Annotated in this window: 21 protein-coding genes and 1 pseudogene; 18 read left to right on the forward strand and 4 right to left on the reverse strand. The window is 41.5% G+C overall.

Going from position 1 to position 21,223, the window contains the following annotated elements; all coding sequences use genetic code 11:
- Positions 1 to 79: 79 nt before the first annotated feature.
- The gene (locus ACESPO_RS07350; protein ID WP_022037877.1) at positions 80 to 1,498 is read right to left on the reverse strand and encodes a sensor histidine kinase; all 1,419 of its coding nucleotides are present in this window, start codon (positions 1,496 to 1,498) and stop codon (positions 80 to 82) included.
- Positions 1,482 to 2,153, reverse strand: a complete 672-nt coding sequence (locus tag ACESPO_RS07355; RefSeq protein ID WP_022037876.1) for a response regulator transcription factor — start codon at positions 2,151 to 2,153, stop codon at positions 1,482 to 1,484. Before ACESPO_RS07355 ends, ACESPO_RS07350 begins: the two co-directional genes overlap by 17 nt.
- A 248-nt stretch (positions 2,154 to 2,401) precedes the next feature.
- On the opposite strand from ACESPO_RS07355, the gene ACESPO_RS07360 reads away from it, so the two are divergent.
- Genes ACESPO_RS07360 through ACESPO_RS07370 form a run of 3 tightly spaced genes read left to right on the forward strand, consistent with a single transcriptional unit; the run spans position 2,402 to position 3,319 of the window.
- Positions 2,402 to 2,719 carry a hypothetical protein gene (locus ACESPO_RS07360; protein ID WP_022037673.1) on the forward strand — a complete coding sequence of 106 codons (318 nt, stop codon included), beginning with the start codon at positions 2,402 to 2,404 and terminating at the stop codon, positions 2,717 to 2,719.
- A 55-nt stretch (positions 2,720 to 2,774) separates the two neighbouring features.
- Complete coding sequence (locus ACESPO_RS07365; protein WP_016438390.1) at positions 2,775 to 3,086, forward strand: DUF4258 domain-containing protein; 312 nt, start codon at positions 2,775 to 2,777, stop codon at positions 3,084 to 3,086.
- Positions 3,087 to 3,091: 5 nt separating this feature from the next.
- Positions 3,092 to 3,319, forward strand: coding sequence for a type II toxin-antitoxin system MqsA family antitoxin (locus tag ACESPO_RS07370; protein WP_008974979.1), 228 nt, complete (start codon positions 3,092 to 3,094; stop codon positions 3,317 to 3,319).
- Positions 3,320 to 3,429: 110 nt separating this feature from the next.
- On the opposite strand, the gene ACESPO_RS07375 is transcribed toward ACESPO_RS07370, so the two are convergent.
- Positions 3,430 to 3,909 carry an ABC transporter substrate-binding protein gene (locus ACESPO_RS07375; RefSeq protein WP_009262323.1) on the reverse strand — a complete coding sequence of 160 codons (480 nt, stop codon included), beginning with the start codon at positions 3,907 to 3,909 and terminating at the stop codon, positions 3,430 to 3,432.
- A gap of 181 nt (positions 3,910 to 4,090) precedes the next feature.
- Between ACESPO_RS07375 and ACESPO_RS07380 the strand changes: the two genes are divergently transcribed.
- The 12 genes and pseudogenes from ACESPO_RS07380 (at position 4,091) to ACESPO_RS07435 (ending at position 17,671) form a co-directional block, all read left to right on the forward strand.
- Positions 4,091 to 5,002 carry an AEC family transporter gene (locus ACESPO_RS07380; protein ID WP_008974981.1) on the forward strand — a complete coding sequence of 304 codons (912 nt, stop codon included), beginning with the start codon at positions 4,091 to 4,093 and terminating at the stop codon, positions 5,000 to 5,002.
- 234 nt (positions 5,003 to 5,236) lie between these two features.
- Positions 5,237 to 6,328 carry a YedE family putative selenium transporter gene (yedE, locus tag ACESPO_RS07385; protein ID WP_016438391.1) on the forward strand — a complete coding sequence of 364 codons (1,092 nt, stop codon included), beginning with the start codon at positions 5,237 to 5,239 and terminating at the stop codon, positions 6,326 to 6,328.
- Between the two features lie 37 nt (positions 6,329 to 6,365).
- Positions 6,366 to 6,569, forward strand: a complete 204-nt coding sequence (locus ACESPO_RS07390) for a sulfurtransferase TusA family protein (protein WP_008974983.1) — start codon at positions 6,366 to 6,368, stop codon at positions 6,567 to 6,569.
- Between the two features lie 282 nt (positions 6,570 to 6,851).
- Positions 6,852 to 7,670: an SseB family protein gene (locus ACESPO_RS07395; protein WP_009262322.1), complete on the forward strand. Its 819-nt coding sequence runs from the start codon at positions 6,852 to 6,854 to the stop codon at positions 7,668 to 7,670.
- A gap of 235 nt (positions 7,671 to 7,905) precedes the next feature.
- Positions 7,906 to 9,996: a phospholipase D-like domain-containing protein gene (locus ACESPO_RS07400; protein ID WP_120091715.1), complete on the forward strand. Its 2,091-nt coding sequence runs from the start codon at positions 7,906 to 7,908 to the stop codon at positions 9,994 to 9,996.
- A 523-nt stretch (positions 9,997 to 10,519) separates the two neighbouring features.
- Positions 10,520 to 11,278 carry an adenosylmethionine decarboxylase gene (gene speD / locus ACESPO_RS07405; RefSeq protein ID WP_009262320.1) on the forward strand — a complete coding sequence of 253 codons (759 nt, stop codon included), beginning with the start codon at positions 10,520 to 10,522 and terminating at the stop codon, positions 11,276 to 11,278.
- A gap of 79 nt (positions 11,279 to 11,357) precedes the next feature.
- Positions 11,358 to 12,811: pseudogene (locus ACESPO_RS07410) on the forward strand (aminotransferase class I/II-fold pyridoxal phosphate-dependent enzyme).
- A 5-nt stretch (positions 12,812 to 12,816) separates the two neighbouring features.
- Positions 12,817 to 13,668: a polyamine aminopropyltransferase gene (gene speE / locus ACESPO_RS07415; RefSeq protein ID WP_008974988.1), complete on the forward strand. Its 852-nt coding sequence runs from the start codon at positions 12,817 to 12,819 to the stop codon at positions 13,666 to 13,668.
- Positions 13,658 to 14,512, forward strand: coding sequence for an agmatinase (gene speB, locus ACESPO_RS07420; protein WP_120105312.1), 855 nt, complete (start codon positions 13,658 to 13,660; stop codon positions 14,510 to 14,512). Before speE ends, speB begins: the two co-directional genes overlap by 11 nt.
- A 70-nt stretch (positions 14,513 to 14,582) precedes the next feature.
- Entirely contained in the window at positions 14,583 to 15,785 is a 1,203-nt protein-coding gene (locus ACESPO_RS07425) for a saccharopine dehydrogenase family protein (protein WP_009262317.1), read from the forward strand.
- A complete protein-coding gene (nspC, locus tag ACESPO_RS07430; RefSeq protein WP_008974991.1) occupies positions 15,785 to 16,921 on the forward strand; it encodes a carboxynorspermidine decarboxylase in 1,137 nt (378 codons plus the stop codon). Before ACESPO_RS07425 ends, nspC begins: the two co-directional genes overlap by 1 nt.
- 48 nt (positions 16,922 to 16,969) lie before the next feature.
- Positions 16,970 to 17,671 carry a YoaK family protein gene (locus tag ACESPO_RS07435; RefSeq protein ID WP_008974992.1) on the forward strand — a complete coding sequence of 234 codons (702 nt, stop codon included), beginning with the start codon at positions 16,970 to 16,972 and terminating at the stop codon, positions 17,669 to 17,671.
- Positions 17,672 to 17,749: 78 nt separating this feature from the next.
- Here ACESPO_RS07435 and ACESPO_RS07440 read toward each other — a convergent pair whose 3' ends face one another.
- Positions 17,750 to 18,124 carry a metal-dependent transcriptional regulator gene (locus ACESPO_RS07440; RefSeq protein ID WP_008974993.1) on the reverse strand — a complete coding sequence of 125 codons (375 nt, stop codon included), beginning with the start codon at positions 18,122 to 18,124 and terminating at the stop codon, positions 17,750 to 17,752.
- Between the two features lie 244 nt (positions 18,125 to 18,368).
- Between ACESPO_RS07440 and ACESPO_RS07445 the strand changes: the two genes are divergently transcribed.
- From ACESPO_RS07445 to feoB, 3 genes are all read left to right on the forward strand, one after another.
- Positions 18,369 to 18,578, forward strand: a complete 210-nt coding sequence (locus tag ACESPO_RS07445; RefSeq protein ID WP_009262314.1) for a FeoA family protein — start codon at positions 18,369 to 18,371, stop codon at positions 18,576 to 18,578.
- 87 nt (positions 18,579 to 18,665) lie between these two features.
- Positions 18,666 to 18,887 carry a FeoA family protein gene (locus ACESPO_RS07450; RefSeq protein ID WP_008974995.1) on the forward strand — a complete coding sequence of 74 codons (222 nt, stop codon included), beginning with the start codon at positions 18,666 to 18,668 and terminating at the stop codon, positions 18,885 to 18,887.
- Between the two features lie 96 nt (positions 18,888 to 18,983).
- Positions 18,984 to 21,167, forward strand: a complete 2,184-nt coding sequence (gene feoB, locus ACESPO_RS07455; RefSeq protein ID WP_009262313.1) for a ferrous iron transport protein B — start codon at positions 18,984 to 18,986, stop codon at positions 21,165 to 21,167.
- Positions 21,168 to 21,223: the final 56 nt, after the last annotated feature.

Here is a 21,223-nt window from a genome sequence, read left to right on the forward strand (position 1 = left end):
AAAAGTTTCAGGGGCAGATTTGACTTATACGAGTCAAATCTGCCCCTGTTTGGAACTATCTATTTCCCGACAGCCCCTTTCAGAATTGAATTGTAAATAAAACACCTCTTTCAGTGTTTATTATACTATATTCTGCTTGATGTTGTTCTAAAATGGTTTTGACAATGTATAATCCCAAACCACTCCCACCAGTTTTCTTATTGCGAGAATGTTCTACTCTGTAAAATGCATCAAATAGTTTTGGAATTTCTGAATCAGGAATATGAACACCTGTGTTTTCCAACAAAAATTGAACCGCTCCATCTTCCGCAAAGGCAGTCAAATAGATAGTGCTACCCTCCGGTGAGTAGGAAATAGCATTGGAAATCAAGTTATTGATTACTTTTTGTATCAGTGCCTTATCCCCAATAACACTCAAATCGGAAGAAATATTTTCATTCCAATCTATATCTTTTTGGATAATCAAATCTTCAAACAGCGCGTATTCCTGTTTGAGAATATCCGAAAACTGAATAGTTTCTTTTTTAAGTCCAACTTTTGACGATTTCATACGGGAAACCGTGAGAATTTCCTGTACCATATTTTCCATTGTATTGATGATTTCCAGAGAGCGCACCAAGTATTTATTACGATCTTGATAATCCCCAACATTCAAAATCATGCCCTCGGTCTGCCCCTTGATAACTGTAATAGGTGTTTTCAGTTCATGAGAAACTGCGGAAAAAAAGTCTAATTGTGCCTGTTCCAATGCACGTTCACGCTCAATGTCTGCTTGTAGTTTCTCATTGGCACATTTCAAATCTGTTATAGAAGCAGACAGCTTTTGTGACATTTCATTTAAGCTATGAGCCAATGTTCCGAGTTCATCTGTTCGATTTTCCTCACATCTCCAACTAAAATCCAATTCCGCCATTCGTTTTGATACACGACTGATACGCAGAACTGGTCTGGTTACATAATGAGAATATACGATAGAGGCCAGTACAGCAACCAACAGAATTACAAAAAGCAGAATAATAAAAATACTACCCAAAGTATCCTTTAACAAATTAACTTCTTGTGCGCTACCCGCGACTGTTAATGTGTAGACATCATCTGAATCTGCAAATGTAAAGATATAACTGTGCGTTGCCCGATATGCCGCTGAATCGTCACTTTCAATCGCTACACCACCTGTGACGAAAGCAGGGAATGTCGTACTGTTTTGTGACGGAAGTTCAATTTCACGATTTGAGGAATCAAATAATTGAATTAACACACCATTTTGATTTATTACAAATTCATCAATAAGCTTTCCACTTTCCATTGGAGTGAGATTTTCAACTTCTGTGAGAAGTGAATTGACTGCACTATCTAAACTTGCATCAAGTGTTGTGCTATAAGTTTTTGGGATAAGCCATGAGATAACCCCGTAAGTTATCATGCAACAAAGGCTTGTCAACAAAAAAGTGACAATGAATATCTTTGTAAACAAACTGCTCTTATTTTTCTTTATCAATTTTATATCCCACCCCTCTGATTGTCTGGATAAAGTCGATACCAAGTTTTTTTCTCAAATTTTTGATATGTGTATCAACAACACGTTCGTCCCCGTAGAAATCATATTTCCAAAGGCGATCGAGCAAATTTTGGCGGGTAAGAACGCGCCCTTGATTCAAAAGCAATTCCCGCAAGACTTCAAATTCCCGCTGCGTCAATTCGTGAGATTCTCCATTTACCGAAGCGGAGTAGCTGTCTAAATCCATAGTCAGTTTTTTATAGGATATTGTCTGATGTTCCTGATCTGGAATCATCGTACTCCGCCGTAGAACCGCAGCAATTTTACGAATCAAGATTGGCATGGAAAACGGCTTCGTAATATAATCGTCTACTTGCAAATCTAACCCTCTGATTTGTTCTTCCTCTCCGTTTAGAGCAGTCAGCATAATGATGGGAACCTGTGATTGCTTACGGATTAGCTCGCATACTGTAAACCCATCAATTTTAGGTAACATTATATCCAATAATATCAAATCAAAATGAGCGGATGAAAACAGTGCAATAGCCTCCATACCGTCACTTGCAATCGTAATTTCATATCCGACTTCTTGTAAAAAATTTCTTAAAAGATCTTGAATATCTAAATCGTCCTCAACAATTAAAATATGCGACATAAAAACACCTCCACTGGTATAGTAGCATAAAATTTTGTGATTTGTGTGTAGTTCCTGTTTAAATTATAATTGAAGCCATCAAATCTTTCAAATTTCAAATAGTGAAATCACATTCGCAAGACCTTTACCAAGCTAGAAGTTTGATACATCATTTTTATCGAAAAGATAACACTATTTATAATACAAGTATTGTGAAACCAAAACGCTTATACTATAATTTACTTATGCCAAAGTGGAGGAATATGACAATGTCAGAATACGGATTTACTAAAAAGGATTGGGCTTTGTTCAGAGAAAAAATTTCAGATTGGCAAGAAGCCTATATGAATAAATTGAATAAAGAATATATTGAGTTACTGAGTGGCGAAGGAAGACCTTCTGAAAAATTCTGGACTTTAGAAGAGCGAATTCGCAACGATAAAAAAGATACAGGTGTACAGTTAAAAATGAGTCGTTCTAATTGCATTCCTAACATTATTTCGCTTCTAAATGAAGAAGTTATCACGATGGAAGATTTAGATGAATTTAGCGATGAATTGAAGGAAACTATTCTTATGTATTGTTGATAATAAAATTGATGTATAATATTTATAGATTGTAACAAAGTTAAGGAGGGAGCGAATGAATTTAGAAATATATCAGAAATTGTGTTCAGAATCAAAAATTCTTTGGACACAGCATTGTCTGCAACGAATGCAGGAAAGAGATATCAGTCGTGCCGATGTAAAAAATGGAATTGCAACTGGTGAAATTATAGAAGATTACCCTGACGATTATCCTAATCCAAGCTGTCTGATTTTTGGATATAACGTAAATGGACGAATTTTGCATATTGTTGCCGGGTGTGATAATATAAATGTATATATCATAACGGCATATTATCCAGATACAAAGAAATTTGAAGATGATTTAAAAACTCGAAGAAAGAGGTGATGAATATGTGTATGTATTGTAAAAATAGTACAACTATCAATAGTACAACAACACACGTCGTAAATTATAAAAATTGTATTATTGTAATTAAAAATGTTCCATGCCTTGAATGTGATCAGTGTGGAGAAAAATATTATACAGATGAAGTTGCTGAACACCTTGAATTGATTGTTGATATGGCAAAAAAATTAATGCAGGAAATTGCAGTTATCGACTATCCACAGGTAGCTTAATAATTTCGGCGGAAATATCATTGCTGGTATTTCCGCCACTTCTTTTTATATATTCTTCGCACTATTCATCCCATCCACCCAGTTACATAAAATTACAATACTCTCCAAATTTACATTAATATATGTACGCCACCTTTTCGCCCACCAAGTACTTTCTTTCCTTTTAGATCATCCCATGAGAAATCCGGCATTTCTTCCCGTGCGACAAGGAAGTTGCCTGCGCGCTGTGTCAGCTGTGCAAAGTTGACGACATAATCATTTGCCCCTTCGTTGTAAGTGTAGATGGAAGCCTCTGATCCCATAAAGCCGATATCTGCCTCGCCGGAGAGAACGGCGGTCATTGTCTTATCGGCACCAAATCCAGTAATGACAGTGATATCAAGACCCTCATCCTCAAAGTATCCGTTTTCGATTGCCGCATACATCGGTGCATAGAAAATAGAGTGTGCGACTTCGTTTAAAATGACTTTAGTAGGCTCTTTTTCTGTCGGTTGCTTTGTTTGCTTTTCTGTTTTTTCGCTGCCACATCCACTGACGGTAAGTGTGAGAAGGGCAGCGGTAATTAAATACACAATTGGTCGCTTTTTCATAATCTTTTCCTCCAAAAGATTTGTGTGATTTCTATTAGTATATGAAATGGTAGAAAAATGTGTTTCCAAAATAGAACAATCGAAGATTGACTGCCATGTTGCTTTTTTTAGGAAAGTTATGGTATAGTGAATAACCGAAACAGGAAGAGTTTATGAAAATAAAATATTTGGGAGAGATGTTATGGGAGAAATATTGATGCAGGCGTTTTCGTTTGTTGCAATTATTATTCTCGGCTATGTGTTGCGCAGTCGAGGATTTTTTAAGGAAGAGGATTTTTATGTCATTTCAAGGATCGTGCTGAAGATCACACTTCCTGCGGCAATCGTTTCTAACTTTTCGGGGATGAGTTTGGAACCATCCATGCTTCTGATCAGCCTTCTCGGACTTGGGGGTGGTGTGATCCTGATTGGGACTGCATGGTTGATCAGTGCGGGGAAGTCAAAGGAAGAGCGTGCATTTTCTATTTTAAATATGAGTGGGTATAATATTGGAAATTTTACAATGCCGTTTGTGCAGAGTTTTCTTGGACCAGCGGGGATTGTGGCAACAAGTCTGTTTGATTCGGGGAATTCCTTTATCTGTCTTGGAGGTGCATACAGCATTGCTTCTATGGCAAAGGGGGAAGGCGGTGGATTTAAGATCAGGACGATTTTTAAGACACTGTTAAAGTCTGTGCCGTTTGATGCATATCTTCTGATGACTGTGTTATCGTTACTGCATCTTAGCCTTCCGGCTCCGGTTGTATCGTTTACAAAAATCATTGCAAATGGAAATGCCTTTATGGCGATGCTGATGATCGGTGTTGGATTTAAATTGTCCGGAAACCGGGAACAGATTGGGAAAATTGTAAAAATCTTGAGTGCCCGGTATGCGGTATCAATCGTATTGGCGCTTGCCTTTTACTTTTTGCTTCCGTTTCCGTTGGAATATCGCCAGGCGCTTGTGATTCTCTGTTTTAGTCCGATTGCCTCGGCAGCACCGGCATTTACCGGAGATTTGAAAGGAGATGTGGGGTTAGCAAGTGCGGTGAATTCCATCTCAATTGTAGTCAGCATTGTGCTGATCGTGGCAGTATTACTTTTGATTTTGTAAAAATAGAAGATTTTTGAAAGAGAAAAGAAGTGTGGACACTGTTTATAGAAGAAAACTATAAATAGTGTCCATTTATTATAAATAATGATTGGACGAAGACAATATAGAAACCTATACTGATAGTAGAGCGTGTTTCTTGAAATTTGTTGGTAAAATGCAAGAACAGACTCACAGAGAAAAAACCTGTCGGAGAGACAGATTTTGAAGAAACAGAAGAAACTAGGAGGGAATGAGATGAATTTAACAGATTCAAAAGCAAAGCTGGCAGTAGGAGGTGCTATTTGTGGAGTGGTAGCAGTACTGCTAGCAATTTTGGGAAATCCCGGAAATATGGCGATCTGTATCGCATGTTTCATCCGTGATACGGCGGGGGCACTTGGGATGCATCAAGCGGCGGTCGTACAGTATGCAAGACCGGAGATTATAGGGATTGTATTGGGAGCATTTATTATTTCGGTTGTGACAAAAGAGTACCGTTCAACAGCTGGATCTTCTCCGATGATCCGGTTTGTCCTTGGTATTATCATCATGATCGGTGCGTTATTGTTTCTTGGCTGTCCGCTCCGTATGGTACTTCGTATGGCAGCAGGAGATCTGAATGCTTACGTAGGATTGATTGGATTTGTAGCAGGAATCGCAACAGGAATTGTAGCATTAAAGCAGGGATTCAGTCTTGGAAGAGCACACGAGACAAATAAGATGAATGGTGCCGTGCTTCCGGTATTAATGCTTGGCATTCTTGTGATGATTCTGATGGGATCTTCTCTTTTGATCGCAAGTGAGAAAGGACCTGGAAGTATGCATGCACCGGTGTGGTTAGCGCTGATCGGAGGAATTGTATTTGGAGCACTTGCGCAGAAAACGAGAATGTGTTTTGCAGGAAGTATCCGTGATATTATGTTAATGAAAAACTTTGACTTGTTCTCAGTGATTGCAGCTCTGTTTGGAGTGATGCTGATCTACAACATTGCAACTGGAAATTTCCATCTGAGCTTTTCAGGACAGCCGGTTGCACATGCACAACATTTGTGGAATATTCTTGGAATGTATATTGTAGGGCTGGCAGCAACACTTGCAGGCGGATGTCCGCTCCGTCAGCTTGTATTGGCTGGACAGGGATCTTCGGATGCAGCAGTGACAGTTGCAGGAATGTTTGTAGGTTCTGCACTCTGCCATAATCTGAAGCTTGCTTCTGCAGCAGCAGCGGCTGCCACAGCAGAGACGGAGGCAGTTGTCGGAGGACCTGCGATCCAGGGAAAAATTGCAGGGGTAATCTGCATTGTTGTTCTGCTGATTATTGCATTTGCAGGAAATAAGCGAAAATAAAGCAGAAGAAATATCAGAACGAAGAGAGGTCGACAGTATGAAAGAAGTAGATGCAAGAGGACTTTCTTGTCCGGAACCGCTGATGATGACAGCAGATGCATTAAAAAATGAAAAAGGTCCGGTGAAAGTGCTTGTCAGTGAAGTGAATCAGAAGATGAATGTGGAAAAGTATGCAAAGAGCCATGGGAAAACTTACAAATCCAGAGAAATTGGATCAGAATTTGAGATCATTATCGAGTAAGGCGACGGAAGATACATACTAATTAGACAGTACAGAAAAAATATGCTCTGCCTGATGAAATATCATCATTGGGCAGGGCATTTTTTGTACTGGTTTTTGAAAAAGTTTTTCGGTTACATCTATACTTTGAATGACATATCATGTATAATAAATTTATTGTGGTGCAAAAAGAAAGGGAACTTTCCAAGGACACAAAGTGCGGAAGATTCCGCTTTAGGATAGTATCGTTAGCCGTTGATTTGATGGCAAGAGGCGGTTGACAGGAAGGAACGGGGTTGAAGAATGAGTGAAAAAGAACTGAGCGCGGAGGAAATCAAAAGAAATACATTGCCACTTTTACGGCATGCGGAAACCATTTATGTGTTGATGTCTGTATGCACAAAGATGCCGTATGTTGTCTGTGATCCGGAGACATATGACGATGAGGTAATTGTATTTGTCAATGAGCAGGCAGCAAAGCAGGAGGCAGTCCGTCTTCTGCAGCAGGGAGAACCGGTTCAGGTTGTATCAGTAAAGAATGAGTCCTTGCTGGCATTTTACATCAGCCTGCTTCCAATTGGGGCAAATTGTCTGAGGGTGAATAAAGGAACACAGATCGAGACGGTGGTTCAGTTAGATGAACTGATCCGAAGACCAGATGGAGACCATCTTCCAGAGGGACAGATCCGTATTGAGAATCCGGAGTTACATTTGACGGCGCTGTATTTTGCACAGGAATTTCGCAAGAAGAGAGAGGGCGGGATTACTGAAGAAATTAAAGAGTTAAATGAAGAGATGCTGGCACATTTCCGTAGGGGGAAATATATTGTTGCAGTACAGAAAGAAGGGCAGCAGATTCCGATTCTGAGAGAAAAGGATGGACAAATGTATCAGCCATTATTTACAGATATTCAAGAATTTAACAAGTTTAACAAAGAGAAAAACTTAAAGGCAGCGATCATAGAGTTTTCAAATCTGCCAAAATTTCTGGCGCCGGAGGCAAAAGGCGTGATCATTAATCCAAATGCAGTGAATATCAAATTGGATATGGCACGTCCAAAACAACCGTCAGAAGAGCAGAATCAGGCACAGGCAACGGAACAAAAACAGGCAGAAGTGTAGCAGACAGAGTGGTCAGTAAATCAGGAAGCAGTAGAAAATAGAAACAGATATATGGAAAAGAAAAGTACCTTTGGCGGACACAAAATACAGAGTGTCTTCCGAAGGTATTTTTATTGCATGGAAAATCTTCCGACAGACAGAAACAAAAGTGGAGGGTTTGTTTCTTTTTTAGAAAGGGATGTTGATTTTTGAGTCAAATATGCTATATTTGTTACATTCAAAGGAGGAGAAGCGTATGAAAGAACGCGTGTTAAAGGAATATTTTTCCATTCCGAACTTAATGGGATATTTTCGGATTTTGTTGATCCCGGTATATTTATTCCTTTATATTCGGGCGGAGACAACGGAAGAATATTATATGGCTGCAGTTGTGCTGCTTGTTTCTTTCCTGACAGATCTTTTTGATGGAAAGATTGCAAGAAGATTCGATATGGTGACGGAATTTGGGAAGATTTTGGACCCTGTGGCAGATAAGTTGACACAAGGGGCGATGGCGATCAGTTTTTCCTATAAATATCCGGTGATGGGGATTTTGCTGTTCGTGTTTTTAGGAAAAGAGTGCCTGATGGCAATACTTGGCTTATATATGATGAAAAAAAATTACCGGATGGATGGAGCACAGAAGCATGGAAAGGTATGTACAGCGGTACTTGATCTTGTGATGATCCTTGTATTGATTCTTCCGGGCATGTCGATTTTGATCGTCAATGTTCTTGCTGGAATTGCAATCATAGTCATGCTTAGTTCCTTGGCATTATATTTGAAGATGTACTGGAAGGTATGGAAGAGTATTGCAGGAGGAAACCAAAAAAAGGAAATAGAGAATGTTTCTGAGAAAGAGAAGGAGGATAAGAAAAAGCAGGAAGCAAACATTCAGGAGAGAGAGGAAGGGGAATCGAAGAAGAAAGGCAGGAGAGGTCGTATGTGGAAAATCATACTGACAGTATGTATCATTGTTGTAATTATTGCAGTTGTTCTGATTCCTTATTTAAAACAGCCTAAAATTACAGAAGAAACAAAGAAAAATTTCAGTGTAGAAAAATTTTATGGAGAAAGCGCATCGGGAGAGCGGGCGAAAATCATACCGGAAAATGAGGAAGCTTTGGAGGAGCGGATCCGCATGATTTCGCAGGCGAAGGAAGAGATTATTTTATCTACCTATGATATAAAGGCAGATATCAGTGGAAAGCAGGTGCTTGCTGCATTATTGGATGCGGCAGATCGAGGAGTGAAAGTATCCATCGTAACGGATGGGGTTCCTTATGTGACTTCCATCTGGGGAAATCCTTATTTTCTTGCACTTGCAGGACAGGAAAATGTAGAGATCAAAATCTATAATCCACTTCGTTTCTGGCAGCCGTGGAAACTCATGGGACGTCTTCATGACAAATATCTGATCGTAGACCGGTCAATGTACATTTTAGGAGGAAGAAATACATATGACTTCTTCCTCGGAGACCAGCAGGGCTATCAAAACTATGACTGGGATATACTTGTCTGTGTACCAGAAGGAAAGAAAGACACATCTTTAGGGCAGGTAAGAGATTATTTTTCATCTGTGTGGAAGATTTCAGACTGCAAGCTGTATGGAAAGAGCCCGATCTGGAAGTGGAATCCGTCGGTGAAAACGGCAGAAGGAGAATTGCGCAGACGTTACAAGGAGATTGCAAAAGAGCATCCGGACTGGATCATGGAAAAAGATTACACAGAAGAGACAGTAGAAGTGAAAAAGATGACATTGCTTTCAAATCCGACGCATGTCTATGCAAAAGAGCCGGTTGTTTTTTATGAGATGACGGAACTGATGAAGCAGGCAGATCATGAAGTGCTTTTTCATACACCTTATATTATCTGTAATGACTGGATGATGAGACAGCTTGTAGAGGTATGTGAAGGTGAAAAAGAAATCCGGATGATGACGAACTCTGTAGCGAACAATGGGAATCCATTTGGTGCGATGGATTATCGGAGAAATCGGGGGAAAATCATTGACACTGGTGTACAGATCATGGAGTATGACGATGGCGTTTCTTACCATGGAAAATGTTTTACGATCGATGGGCGTCTGACCGGAATCGGCTCCTTTAACTGGGATATGCGAAGTGCCTATCTAGATACAGAACTGATGCTTGTAGCTGACAGTGAGGAACTGACCAGACAGATGAATCAGGCCATGGCAAAGTATGAAGAAAAGGCATTGAAAGTTGTAGATGAGAGTCAGTATGATCTGAAAGAAGGACAAAAGCCAAGGAAACTTAGCGACAAGAAAGCATTTCGGATCAAAGTACTCGATATATTTGGCTCCTGGGCAAGATTTTTAATGTGAATTAATTGACAATAGCAGAAAAATTATGTATACTGGACAAGACATGGAAGAACAGAGCAATCGGGTTCCATGCAAATATTTATTGACCACCCACAGATGTGGGGAAAGGCCATACGGACAGCCGGGTCAACTGCCGATAGGTGATATTATTACCGTTATTGATTGAGTTAGAAGCTCAATTTTATAAGTTGGTTACTTTATAACCAGTGCGTGAATGCGTGCATCAACTTGTGAAATGGTCAATAAGAGTAGTAAAAGTAAAGTATTTGCTATATAGACTCTAAGCTTTGTTATTCTATTAAAAAAATGGAAGAGATTTCGATTACTGATTACAGTAGGAGAAATGTAGATTGAGATAGAATAAAATATAGATTAAAACGCAAGTAATGGAATGGATTCACATTATTTGCGTTTTTTTAGTGTCTGGGAAATTACTTTGGAGTTCTTGCAATCAAAAAGATACTGCGTGTGGGGATAGCGACTCGCAGAGAGCAGATCGGAAAATATGCTGGGGGAAAGGCAAATGGAAAATAAAATCAGATTGTATGGATTTAACAATCTTACAAAGGTATTAAGTTTTAATATTTATGATATCTGCTATGCGAAGACGGCGCGGGAGCAGAAAGATTATGTGGCATATATTGATGAGCAATATAATTCCGAGAGGCTTACGAATATTCTTGTAAATCTGACGGACATGATCGGTGCAAAAATCTTAAATATTGCAAAACAGGATTATGAGCCTCAGGGGGCTTCCGTGACAATTTTAATCTCAGAGGAGAGCAAACTGCCAAGTGGCGAAATACAGCTTGCGCATTTAGATAAGAGTCATGTGACGGTTCATACTTATCCGGAATACCATCCGGAGAGCTGTCTCGCTACGTTCCGGGTAGATATTGAAGTTGGAACATGTGGGGAGATTACACCGCTTTCTACATTGAATTATCTGATTCAGTCGTTTGACTCTGATATTATTACGATGGACTATCGGATCCGGGGATTTACAAGAGACGTGGATGGGAAGAAACTGTTCATGGACCACAAGATTGCATCGATCCAGGAATACATTATGCCGGAGATTTTAAGAAGATACGATGCGATTGACATTAATGTGTACGAGGCAAACCTGTTTCACACGAAGATGATGGTAAAAGAGTTGGATCTTCAGGACTATTTGTTTAAGACAGATGTCTATGAATTACCGCCGACCAAAAGACTGGAGATCATCAATAGTCTGAGGCGGGAAATGATTGAGATTTTCAGTGGAAGAAATATTTTTTAGAGAGTTAGAAATATCTGGTCAGACAGCCGGATCATGGAATCGAAGTTACGAAAACGAATCCATGACAGGAGGATAAAAAATGGAAAAATTATCACAGACAAGAGCGCCGATCTACGAGGCGTTAGAAGCGTTCAGAAAGCAAAGAGTTGTTCCGTTTGACGTGCCGGGACATAAAAGAGGGAGAGGAAATCCCGAGCTTGCAGAGCTTTTAGGAGAAAAATGTGTGGGAATGGATGTCAATTCTATGAAGCCGCTAGACAATCTGTGTCATCCAATCTCGGTGATCCGGGAAGCAGAGGAACTGGCGGCAGAGGCATTTGGAGCAGCACATGCATTTCTGATGGTCGGAGGAACAACCTCGGCGGTACAGAGTATGGTGCTTTCCACTGTGAAGCGAGGGGAGAAGATCATTCTTCCGAGAAATGTACACCGGAGCGTGATGGGAGCAATGGTGTTGTGCGGAGCGATTCCGGTATACGTCAATCCGGAGTGCGATGACAGACTGGGGATTCCGCTTGGGATGAGTGTGAAAGCAGTTGAGAAGGCAATTCTGGAAAATCCGGATGCGAAAGCGGTGCTTGTTAACAATCCGACTTACTATGGGATCTGTTCTGATTTAAGAAGTATCGTAGCGCTTGCACATGCCCATGGGATGCTCTGCCTTGCCGATGAGGCGCATGGCACACATTTTTACTTTGGGGATAATCTTCCGGCATCTGCGATGGCGTGCGGGGCAGACATGGCAGCAGTATCGATGCATAAGTCGGGGGAAGTCTGACGCAGAGCTCTCTTCTTTTGACCGGACCGGAGGTGCATGAAGGGTATGTCAGGCAGATCATTAATCTGACACAGACGACAAGTGGTTCCTACTTGCTGTTGTCAAGCCTTGACATTTCCAGAAGGAATCTGGCGCTTCGCGGGAAAGAAATATTTGAAAAAGTAATCCGGATGGCAGAGTATGCGAGAGAAGAGATCAATCAAATCGGTGGGTACTATGCCTATGGGAAGGAAATTTGCAATGGAGACAGCATCTATGATTTTGATATCACGAAGTTGTCGGTACATACAAGAGAAATCGGGCTTGCGGGGATTGAAGTGTATGATCTCCTGCGGGATGAATATGATATTCAGATCGAGTTTGGTGATCTTGGAAATATTCTTGCATATCTTTCCATCGGAGATCGCCCGAGGGATATCGAGCGTCTTGTCAGTGCGCTTTCGGAAGTGCGGAGAAGATTTGGGGGACTAAGCGTAGGCCTTCTTTCCCAGGAATATATCGAACCGAAGGTGATCGTTTCTCCGCAGACAGCCTTTTATGCGGAGAAGGAATCACTTCCACTAAAGGAAAGTGCAGGGAGAGTGTGCAGTGAATTTGTGATGTGCTATCCTCCGGGAATTCCGATTCTGGCACCGGGGGAGAAAATTACAGAAGAGATTCTGGAATACATTGTTTATGCAAAAGACAAGGGATGCTCTATGACCGGACCGGAAGATCCGGACATTGAGCGGCTGAATGTGCTGAAAGGAGTGTAGGGAAGATGGAACTATGGTTTTCTGAGGTACAGACACCTCATGTAAAATTTTCAGTGAGAGTTGACAGACAGCTTTATAGTGGAAAAAGTGAATTCCAACGGATTGATGTGTTTGAGTCGCCGGAGTTCGGCCGAATGCTTGTGTTGGATGGTTACATTATGCTGACGGAGAAGGATGAATTTATTTATCATGAGATGATGACACATATTCCGATGGCGGTGCATCCATCCGTGAAAAATGTGCTTGTGATCGGCGCGGGAGACGGAGGGATTATCCGAGAGCTGACAAAGTATCCGGAAATTGCACACATTGATATGGTGGAAATCGATGAGCAGGTTGTGGAAGTGTGCAGGAAATATCTTCCACAGACTGCCTGCCGGCTAGATGATCCGAGGGTGGAGATCCATTATGAGGATGGGCTTCGGTTTGTGCGGAGCCGGGAAAATCAGTACGATCTGATCATTGTTGACTCGACGGATCCATTTGGACCGGGCGAAGGACTTTTTACAAGAGAGTTTTATGGAAATTGTAACAAAGCCTTGAAAGAGGACGGAATCATGATCAACCAGCATGAAAGTCCATTTTATGATGAAGATGCTATTTCCTGCCAGAGAATGCACAAACGGATCGTGGAATCTTTCCCGATCAGCAAGGTGTACCATGCGCACATTCCGACCTATCCGTCCGGACACTGGCTGTTTGGATTCGCATCAAAAAAATATCATCCGCTCAGAGACTTAAATGATATTGCATGGAACATGAGAGGAATCTCTTGCAGATATTATACGACGACACTCCACAAGGGAGCGTTTTATTTGCCGTACTACGTAGAGGAGATGTTAGAAAATGTTGAATAAAAATGTAGAAGTATTTATGGCATGTGAAAAGGAAGCACATGAGGCGGACATCGTATTGTTCGGTGCGCCGTTTGATTCGACGACGTCTTACCGGCCCGGCACACGGTTTGGAAGCAGTGCGATCCGCAGAGAATCTTATGGGATCGAGTGCTACAGTCCTTACCAGGACAAAGATTTGGAAGATACGAAGGTGATGGATTGTGGAGATCTGGAGCTTTGCTTTGGAAATACAAAAAAGGCGCTTGCGCAGATTGAAGAACAGGCAAAAGAAATCTTAGATAACTCTGCAATCCCATTTATGCTCGGAGGAGAGCATCTTGTGACGCTTGGTGCATTTAGGGCAGTTTTGGAAAAATATCCGGATATCCATATCATTCATTTTGATGCCCATGCGGACTTGCGGGAAGAATATTTAGGAGAGCAGCTTTCGCATGCTTCGGTGATCCGAAGATGCTGGGATCTTGTCGGAGACGAAAGAATTTACCAATTTGGTATCCGTTCCGGTGACCGGGAAGAATTTTATTGGGCAAAAGAGCATGTGACAATGAAAAAATTTGACTTTGAGGGACTTGAGGAAGTGTTGGAGAAACTGGAAGGAATGCCGATTTATTTCACACTGGATCTGGATGTGTTGGATCCATCTGTCTTTCCGGGAACCGGGACACCGGAGCCGGGAGGAGTTACCTTTGATGCACTGAGAAAAGCGGCTGAGAAAGTGTGCAGCCGGGCAAATGTTGTCGCCTGTGATGTAAATGAATTGAGCCCGCACTATGATCCAAGCGGCATCTCAACAGCAGCGGCATGTAAGATTGTAAGAGAAATGTTGCTTGCGCTGAGTAAGTAGAAAAGTTTCCGAAGAAGTTAAACAAAAAATAAAAGAAAAACAAGAGAAAAGAAACAAGGAGGAACAAAAAATGGGTAAAGTGTTGATTGTAGGATGTGGAGGAGTTGCTTCAGTGGCAGTGCATAAATGCTGTCAGAACAGTGAGGTATTTGAAGAGATTTGTCTTGCGAGCAGAACAAAATCAAAATGCGATGCGCTGAAAGAAAAACTCGAAGGAACGACAAAAACAAAGATCACAACTGCACAGGTAGATGCGGATAACGTGGAAGAACTGATTGCACTGATCGAAAAGGAAAAACCGGATGTTGTCTTAAATCTTGCGCTTCCATACCAGGATCTGACGATCATGGATGCATGTCTTGCGACAAAGACACACTATGTAGATACAGCGAACTACGAGCCGGAAGATACGGCAAAATTTGAGTACAGCTGGCAGTGGGCGTACAGAGAACGTTTTGAAAAGGCAGGGATCACAGCACTTCTTGGAAGCGGATTTGATCCGGGTGTGACAAGTGTTTTCTCCGCATATGCATTAAAACATGAATTTGATGAAATCAACTATATCGATATTTTAGACTGCAACGGCGGAGATCATGGGTACCCGTTTGCGACAAACTTCAATCCGGAAATCAATATTCGCGAAGTATCCGCAAAAGGTTCTTACTGGGAAGATGGAAAATGGGTAGAGACAGAGCCGATGGAGATTAAAAGAGTTTATAATTTTGATGGAGTCGGAGAGAAAGATATGTATCTGCTCCACCATGAGGAGATTGAAAGTCTTGCATTAAATATTCCGGGAATCAAGAGAATTCGTTTCTTCATGACATTTGGCCAGAGTTATCTGACACATTTAAAATGCCTGGAAAATGTGGGAATGACTTCGATCGAGCCGATCATGTATGAAGGAAAAGAGATCATCCCGTTACAGTTCTTAAAAGCAGTCCTTCCGGATCCTTCTTCACTGGGACCGCGTACAAAAGGAAAGACCAATATCGGATGTATTTTCCAGGGAAAGAAAGATGGAAAGGAAAAGACATATCAGTTATATAATATTTGTGATCATCAAGAATGCTACAAAGAAGTTGGATCGCAGGCTGTGGCATATACAACTGGGGTGCCGGCGATGATTGGTGCGATGATGATCATGACTGGAAAATGGAACAAACCGGGTGTACATAACATCGAAGAGTTTGATCCAGATCCGTTTATGGATGCGCTCAATACATGGGGACTTCCATGGATCGAATCTCACAATCCAGTGCTGGTGGACTAATGAGCAGCATGGGGAAGGAAGTAGTCTCTACACCATATTTTGTTGTGGATGAGCGAAGACTGCTTCACAATCTTGAGATTTTAAAGCAGGTGGCAGAAGAAAGTGGATGTAAGATCCTTTTGGCGCAAAAAGCATTCTCGATGTTTTCTGTCTATCCGCTTCTTAGAAAGTATCTTTGCGGGACTACGGCAAGTGGTCTTTATGAGGCAAGACTTGGCAAAGAAGAGTTTGGCGGGGAGACACATGTGTTCTCCCCGGCATATCGGGCGGAGGAATTTGACGAATTGCTCCAGTATGTAGATGATCTTGTATTTAACTCTCCGGCACAGGTAAGAAAATATGGGATTCGCGCAAAGAATGCGGGAAAATCTATCGGACTGCGTGTCAATCCGGAGTGTTCCACACAGGAGGGCCATGCCATTTACGACCCATGCGCACCGGGTTCACGGCTTGGAACAACATTAGAAGCATTTGAGGAGGAGCTCGTACCGCTTCTCGATGGAATTCATATGCACACGCTCTGTGAGCAGAACTCGGATGATTTGGAGAAGACGGTCGAAGCGCTGGAGGATAAGTTTGGAAAGTGGCTTCCGCAGATGAAGTGGTTGAATCTCGGAGGAGGACATCATATCACAAGAGCAGATTATGATCGAGAGCGACTTGTGAGGATTATCCGCCGTCTGAGAGAAAAATACCAATTGGAAGTTTACCTGGAACCGGGAGAGGCAGTCGTATTAAATGCGGGAGATCTTGTTGCAAGTGTGATGGAAATCGTGCATAATAATATGGAGATTGCCATACTGGATACATCGGCAGCATGTCATATGCCGGATGTACTGGAGATGCCGTACCGTCCACCGGTACAGAAGTCAGGCAATCCGGGAGAAAAACAATATACTTATCGATTTGCCGGTCCAACCTGTCTTGCAGGAGATGTGATCGGTGACTATTCTTTTGAAAAACCGCTTACAGAAGGAAGCCGTGTGGTATTTGAAGATATGGCGCTTTATACGATGGTAAAGACAAATACGTTCAACGGAATGGCACTTCCATCGATTGTTTTCCGCGATCAAGAAGGAGAAGAACATCTTGTGCGGACATTCGGTTATGAAGATTTCAAAAATAGACTTTCGTAAGATAGATTGTTTTGTTCCACATAAAAGGAAAAGAAAGCCGGGGATGAGATGAAACGTTCAAAACAGATGTCAGAATCCATTGAACTTGGAATTTTGCTTGCTTTGTCAGGCGGATTGATGGATGCCTATTCTTATATTTACAGAGACCATGTATTTGCCAATGCACAAACAGGAAATATTTTGCTATTTGGAATTCAGTTGGCGGAGAAGAACTGGACGGCAGCGCTGCATTATCTGTTTCCAATCAGTGCTTTTGTGGTTGGAATCGCATTGGCAGATATCGTACGCATGAAGACAGATGAGAAGAATTTTCATTGGCGCCAGATTTGTGTGCTGATAGAGGCATTTGTCCTTATTTGTGTTGCATTTTTTCCACAGAGCATGAACACAGTTGCAAACAGTCTAATTTCGTTTGCGTGTGGAATCCAGGTGGAAAGTTTTCGTAAAATTCACGGGCAGGGAATTGCCACAACGATGTGTATCGGAAATTTGAGGAGTGCTACACAGAACCTTTGTGAATATTGGAGTACAAAAAATCGGAAGGCAGTGGAGAAGGGAATGCTCTATTATGGGATTATTATTTGTTTTGTGATGGGAGCTGTGCTTGGAAATGCTTGTATCAGATATCTGCATGGAAAAGCGATTCTCGTCAGTGCGGGACTTCTTGCAGCAGCATTTCTTCTGATGTTTGTCGACAAAGAGAAAGAAGAAAAGGAAGCGGCTTCGCATAGAAAAGTATATAGAAAATAAAAGTGTGCTTCGCAGGAGAATCCATGAGATTAACCTGTGAGGCACACTTTTTTATTATAGAGAAATACTCTTTTAAAATTATCGCTCAGATGGAATATGACGCTTAATCGCTTCAAAGCTCTCACTGCTGATCACATGTTCAATCCGGCATGCATCTTCGGAAGCGATTTCCTCGGATACACCTAGTTTCACAAGCCAGTCAGTCAGAAATTCATGGCGTTCATAGATCATCTCTGCAATCTCGCGCCCGGAATCTGTCAGGAAAATGAAACCGGCTTCTGACACAGTAATATGCTTCTTCTCACGAAGATTTTTCATAGCGACACTGACACTGGATTTTTTGAATCCCAGTTCGTTTGCGATATCGACAGAGCGTACAACCGGGAGCTTTTTACTTAGAACAAGAATGGTTTCCAAGTAATTTTCTGCAGACTCATTTCCAAAAGTTCTCAAAATCTTCGCCTCCTTTTCCAAATAGAAATTTATTTTTGCTTTAAAAAAATTACATGAAACTGAAAGTAGTATAACATAGTGGCGAAAAAAATACAAATAAATACTGAGGAAGAGCGAAGCTGTCACGGAGATCAATAAAATGAAAAATAAAACAAAAAAGTAATTGACAACTAATAGTAATTAGATTATACTAATCAACAGATGAAAATGTTTATCAATTTCAACAGAGAAAGAAGATGATAGTATGCCGCTGACGATGGTAAGTGTAAATGAACCGAACACGATCATAAGAATCGGGGGAAAAGAAGAAACACGTCGATTTCTTGAAAATCTTGGATTTGTTCCGGGCGGGGTTGTGACAGTCATTTCTACAAATGGAGGAAATATGATTGTTGAGATCAAAGGTGCCCGAATCGCGATTGGGAAAGATATGGCGAATAAAATTATTGTGTAAAACACTGCGAGACAAACAATCGTCATAGAAGCGCAGAATAAAACAGATTTAGAAAATAAGATCTGATAGAAAGGAATGAGAAAAATTATGAACACATTGAACAAGATACCTTGCGGCAAGACGGTGAAGGTAAAAAAGCTGACAGGGGAGGGACCGGTCAAGCGCAGAATTATGGATATGGGAATTACAAAAGGGGTAGATGTTTTTGTGAGAAAGGTAGCGCCTCTTGGAGATCCGATTGAAGTGACGGTCAGAGGATATGAATTGTCGCTGAGAAAAGCAGATGCCCAGATGATAGAAGTAGAATAATTTTTTTTGCCCACTGGTTAGCGAATGCTAACGAAAGAAAGGTGAAACAAACAAAGAAAATTAGTAAAAAAGGAATAAGAAAAAAGGAGAAGTAGTATGTCAGTAAAAATAGCACTTGCAGGGAATCCAAACTGCGGAAAGACAACGTTGTTTAATGCACTGACAGGTTCCAACCAATTTGTCGGGAACTGGCCGGGAGTTACGGTAGAAAAAAAAGAGGGGAAGTTAAAGGGACATAAAGATGTTGTGATCATGGACTTGCCGGGAATTTATTCTTTATCCCCATATACACTGGAAGAAGTTGTGGCAAGAAATTATCTAATCGGGGAGCGTCCGGATGCAATTTTAAATATTGTGGATGGAACGAATATTGAGAGGAATCTGTATCTTTCCACGCAGCTGATGGAACTTGGAATTCCGGTTGTGATGGCAGTCAATATGATTGATGTGTTGGAGAAGAATGGCGATCGTATCCATATTCAGGAGCTCAGCAAAAAACTTGGATGTGAGGTTGTTGAGATTTCTGCATTGAAAGGAACCGGCATCAAGAAAGCAGCAGAGAAAGCGGTGGGACTTGCACGGCAGAACAAAGCGGTGGTGCCTGTACATGAGTTCTCCAAAGAAGCAGAGCTGATCATTAGAAAAGTAGAAGAAAAGCTAACCGGAATTGTAGAAGAACAACAGAAACGTTTCTTTGCAATAAAACTGTTAGAAAGAGATGATAAGATTGGATCTCAGATGGAACGCGTTCCGGATGTCAGTACAGAAATCCAGGAAATGGAGAACGTGTTTGATGATGACACAGAGAGCGTGATCACCAATGAACGATATACGTATATTTCCTCTATCATTGGATCTTGTGTGACGAAAGGATCTAAGGAAAAATTGACAACTTCCGATAAAATTGACCGTATCGTGACAAACAGATGGTTGGCATTGCCGATTTTTGCGGCAGTGATGTTTCTTGTCTACTATGTATCTGTGACGACAGTAGGAACGTGGGCGACAGATTGGGCAAATGACGGTGTATTCGGAGATGGATGGAGCTTTTTTGGAATCTCGGTTCCGGGTGTTCCGGTTCTTGTAGAAAGTGCGTTAAATGCAATCGGTTGTGCAGACTGGCTGCAGGCATTGATTCTGGATGGAATTGTTGCCGGTGTAGGAGCGGTTCTTGGTTTTGTTCCACAGATGCTTGTGCTCTTTATTTTCCTTGCATTTTTAGAAGCGTGTGGATACATGGCGAGAGTTGCATTTATTATGGATAGAATTTTCCGCAAGTTTGGCTTATCCGGAAAATCATTTATCCCGATGCTGATCGGAAGTGGATGCGGAGTTCCCGGGATTATGGCATCCAGGACAATCGAAAACGACAGAGATCGAAAAATGACAATTATGACAACAACTTTTATCCCATGTGGAGCAAAGCTTCCAATTATTGCACTGATTGCAGGGGCGCTCTTTGACGGTGCCTGGTGGGTAGCGCCGAGTGCTTACTTTGTGGGAATTGCGGCGATTATTTGCTCTGGAATTATTCTGAAAAAGACAAAGATGTTTGCGGGTGATCCGGCTCCGTTTGTTATGGAACTTCCTGCATATCATATGCCGACAGTCGGAAATGTGTTGAGAAGCATGTGGGAAAGAGGATCTTCTTTTATCAAAAAAGCGGGAACGATTATTTTGCTATCGACCATCGTACTGTGGTTTTTGATGAATTTTGGATGGAGTGACGGCTCTTTTGGAATGTTGGAAGCAGAACAGCTTGACAGCAGTATCCTTGCGAAGATAGGAAGTGTGATCGCACCAGTATTTGCACCGCTTGGATGGGGAGACTGGAAGATGGCAGTTGCAGCAGTAACGGGTCTGATTGCAAAAGAAAATGTAGTAGGAACCTTTGGTATTTTGTTTGGATTTGCGGAAGTAGCAGAAGATGGAGCAGAGATATGGGGCGCACTTGCAGGAAGCATGACAGCAGTTGCGGCATATTCTTTCCTGGTATTCAATCTGCTTTGCGCTCCTTGCTTTGCAGCGATGGGAGCGATCAAAAGAGAGATGAACAATGCAAAATGGTTTTGGTTTGCAGTCGGTTATCAGACATTGTTGGCGTATGTTGTTTCTCTCTGTGTTTACCAGATTGGAACTTGGATTACTACCGGAACATTTGGTATCGCCACAGCAGTCGCATGTTTACTTGTGATTGGATTTATGTATCTGCTTGTACGTCCATATAAAGAAAGTAAGACACTTCATGTCAATATGAAAGCAATGGCAGGTGCAAAATAGAAATAAGAAAGACTGCCGGTTCGGAGGAGTTCTCTGAGGCAGTCTTTTTTCATAGG

This window comes from Coprococcus sp. HPP0074 (assembly GCF_964238105.1).
Taxonomy (GTDB): domain Bacteria; phylum Bacillota; class Clostridia; order Lachnospirales; family Lachnospiraceae; genus Faecalimonas; species Faecalimonas umbilicata.